Genomic DNA, 3,391 nt, shown 5'->3' with positions numbered 1-3,391 from the left:
CGCCTGGCCGCATTGCCGACCGGAATGATATAACTATATCTCGGATTACAGGTTTGAATCTACCCGGCCGCTGGTCGGTGACGAAAGAGGCGGTACGACGAAATTGATTTCGCTCGGCACGTACCTGCCACCGTGGCAGCTGGGCGACCGGAGGGTTAAAGGGCCCGACGAGGACGCCCTAACCATGGCGGTAGGCGTAGGCCTTGGTCAGATCGAGCGCGCGGCGGGCGGCGGGCAGGGCATAACGGGCCACCCCGACCCGCTCGCTGGGAAGGTTCGAGACCAGGTGGTAGAAGCCGCGGTTGAGCCCACCGACCAGGTTGTTCTTGGCACCTTGACGTCGGAGAAGAACAACTCGGCGGTGTTAGCGGAGAACTGGCCGATCTTGTCGAGCTTGCGTCCGCGGGTGAAGCCCTCCATGCCGTCCTCGATCATCAGTAGGCTGATGCCCTTGTGCCGTGCCTGATTACTCGCCGATTTCGTCAAGCGCGGCGGTGTGGCGGGGACGCAACCGGGCCGGGAGTGCGACACAACCGCGGCAAAGGGGCGACCCAGTCGACGTCGTTGACGCGCACAAGGGTCGGCCCCGGGCGCACGCTGCTCATTTTCGGTTTCTCCAGTCCATGTCAGCACCCGGGGTGACCCAGGCATCGGTGCGGCAAGAATTGGCTCTACTCGTCGCGAATCGTCGTGGTGAACTGGTCCCTAAAGATCCTGCGCTTCTCGTAGGACCCTCGCACCATCGATCGACGGTGGACACAACATGCCCGTGAATAGTCCGGGAGGGCAGTCAATCGTAGGACCGAAAAGCTAACTCACAAATGGGAATCCATCGTCCCGACCGGCGGGGACGGTCGGATGCGCCGATACACGATTTAGGCGCGAGTCCGCTAGGAAAGGACCTCAAACACTTCGTCGAGGTCAATGGTGTTAGCCATCAGATCTTCTTCGTCGTAGATGTGCTTACGCCAAAGGGCAGACGCTCCCGCAGCATCTTTCGCGTCGATGAGGTCTACTAACTTTGCATGGGTATGGCGCGCGCCCTCATGGAGCCGACGATGCTCCGCCGGATCGCCGCCGGCCGCATGAGCGAGTTGATGGCGCACGCCGTTCTCGAATATTGTGTTCGCCATCCGGGTGAATAACGCGAGCGTGTCGTTTCCGGCGAGCTCTGCCACGAGTGTGTGAAACTCGGCGTAGGACCGCGCAGCTTGTTCGACATCTGCTGGGCGCGGATCAGCAAGACTGGCTCGCAGCGCCTGTAATTGGCCGTCGGTCCTGTGCTCTGCGAGCAACGCCACGCAATGCGCCTCGAGAATCGCACGGGCCTCGGTGATGTCGTGGTATGTCGTCCCACTGTGTTGGAGGACGAAACCTGCGTATCGTGCCGCGATCTCAACGCTGGGCAATCGGATCCGCGGGCCGCCTTTCATTCCGCGCTGCACCGTGATGAGGCCCTCGGCTTCGAGTATGCGCATCGCTTCGCGCATTGTCGGGCGGGAGATCTGGAAGGCCTCGATCAGCTCGCTCTCCGGTGGAAGGGCCTCTCCTTCGGTCAGTTCCCCGCGAATCACCATCCGTCGAAGCTGTGCTGCAACGAGTTCACTAGACCTCGTCACCTGCACAGGTGCCAGGCGCCGGGAGGACCGCGCCGGGGGTGACATCGAAAGGGGTAACTCTTCAGGAACGCGCTCTGTCTTATCCACCAAAAGCATTAAACCATTCATCGCATTTGCCAGCGTCAAGCTGACCTCAGGGCGAGGTCGCGCTGTTCGACGCTTGCCAGCAAGCCGTTAAATCCGCTAACGTATTTGGTATGATGCTATATCGTCGCTCCACTTCACCGGAGTTAGTGCAGCCGCTCCGGGCCTCCTCGGTGGTGCCAGGCGCGGTCTGACACCGCACCTCGAGGCGCATTCGCGGGCCCGGCATCAGCCCGATTGAGCAGCGACGTGATCGTTTGTTGTGACGAGAGAGCAGTGGGGATATGGCCGACATTAGTGCCACGGATCGGTAGAGATGATGACCACTGAAGCGGCCTTCATCGCAGGTGCTTACGAGCATCCGGGCAGAGATCTGCCGGACACGTCAATGACGCAGATCCACGCCGAAGTCGCGATCGGTGCGCTTGCTGACGCCGGCCTGACACTCGCCGACGTCGACGGTTACATCTGTGGCACTAATGCGCCCGGGTTCGGAGCCTTGTCGATGACGGATTATCTCGGCTTGCACCCGTCGTATGTGGACACCACCGAGGCCGGGGGAGCGTCCTACATGGTCTATGTCGGCCATGCGGCATCTGCCATCGCCGCCGGAAAATGCCAGGTGGTGCTCATTACGTTGGCTGGGCGCCCGAGACAGGAGCTGGGCGGCGGCTTCCGTCTCTGGCCCGATGCGCCCGAATACTCCTTCGAAGACCTCTACGGGATCTCCACTCCGACCACCTACGCACTGGCAGCCCAGCGGCACATGTATGAGTTCGGTACCACCAGTGAGCAGCTCGCGATGGTCAAGGTCACCGCGTCCCAACACGCGCAATACAACCCAAACGCGTTCTTGCGCAAGCCCACGACGGTGGAGCAGGTGCTCGCTTCACCGATGATCAGCGATCCCCTGCATCGGGACGACTGCTGCGTGATCACCGACGGTGGCGGAGCCTTGGTCGTCGTCTCGAGCGACGTGGCCAGAAGTCTCGAGCGACACTGCGTCAAGATCATGGGTCAGGGGGAAGCGATCAAGCACCCCGAAGCTGGCGGCATCGACCTCACGTATACGGGCGCAGTGTGGTCAGGTCCACGCGCCTTCGCCGAAGCCGGCGTCACCGTGGGCGATATCGATTACGCCTCGATCTACGACTCTTTCACCATCACCGTCGTGGAAACCATTGAGGACTTGGGTTTTTGCAAGAAAGGTGACGGTGGCCCCTTCGTCGCATCCCAGGCTCTTTCTGCCCCTGACGGCATCATTCCGTTCAACACCGACGGCGGCGGTCTCTGCAACAACCACCCGGGTAACCGGGGCGGCATGACCAAAGTGATCGAAGCAGTACGTCAGCTGCGCGGCGAAGCCAATCCCGAAGTGCAGGTCCCCGATTGCGAAATCGCGCTCGCACATGGCACCGGCGGCTCATTGGGAACTCGAATGGGCAGCTCGACCTTGATTCTTGGTCGGCAGGACGCGTGATTTACCCAGTTTTGCCCAACCTAGCACCGACCGTCACACCGGAAACGCAAGCCATGTGGGAAGCCGCTGACGAAGGTCGACTGTTGGTAACCAAATGCGGTCATTGTCAGGCGCTCTCGTGGTACCCGCGGTCCATCTGCGTTGCTTGCTCAAGGTTAAATACTGGCTGGCTGGAGGTCAGTGGACACGCAACGGTGTATAGCTATAC

General features: G+C 61.0%; 3 protein-coding genes and 1 pseudogene. 2 read left to right on the top strand and 2 right to left on the bottom strand.

What is annotated here, in order from left to right:
* Positions 1-196 precede the first annotated feature (196 nt).
* Both WAN02_RS05515 and WAN02_RS05510 read right to left on the bottom strand, forming a co-directional pair.
* Positions 197-462: pseudogene (locus WAN02_RS05515) on the bottom strand (acyl-CoA dehydrogenase); the annotation flags it as partial.
* Positions 463-890: 428 nt separating this feature from the next.
* Positions 891-1,745, bottom strand: a complete 855-nt coding sequence (locus WAN02_RS05510) for a FadR/GntR family transcriptional regulator (protein WP_422263167.1) — start codon at positions 1,743-1,745, stop codon at positions 891-893.
* 274 nt (positions 1,746-2,019) lie between these two features.
* Between WAN02_RS05510 and WAN02_RS05505 the strand changes: the two genes are divergently transcribed.
* Together WAN02_RS05505 and WAN02_RS05500 are read left to right on the top strand one after the other, a co-directional pair.
* Entirely contained in the window at positions 2,020-3,183 is a 1,164-nt protein-coding gene (locus tag WAN02_RS05505; RefSeq protein ID WP_422263166.1) for a thiolase domain-containing protein, read from the top strand.
* 53 nt (positions 3,184-3,236) lie between these two features.
* Positions 3,237-3,391: Zn-ribbon domain-containing OB-fold protein (locus WAN02_RS05500; RefSeq protein WP_422263168.1), on the top strand; the 155-nt coding region annotated here is incomplete at its 3' end.

Origin of the sequence: Mycobacterium sp. (genome assembly GCF_049281135.1) — a bacterium.
Classification (GTDB): Bacteria; Actinomycetota; Actinomycetes; order Mycobacteriales; family Mycobacteriaceae; genus Mycobacterium.
The sequence above is the reverse complement of the archived record's forward strand: the minus strand, read 5'-3'. Positions and strand labels throughout refer to the sequence as shown.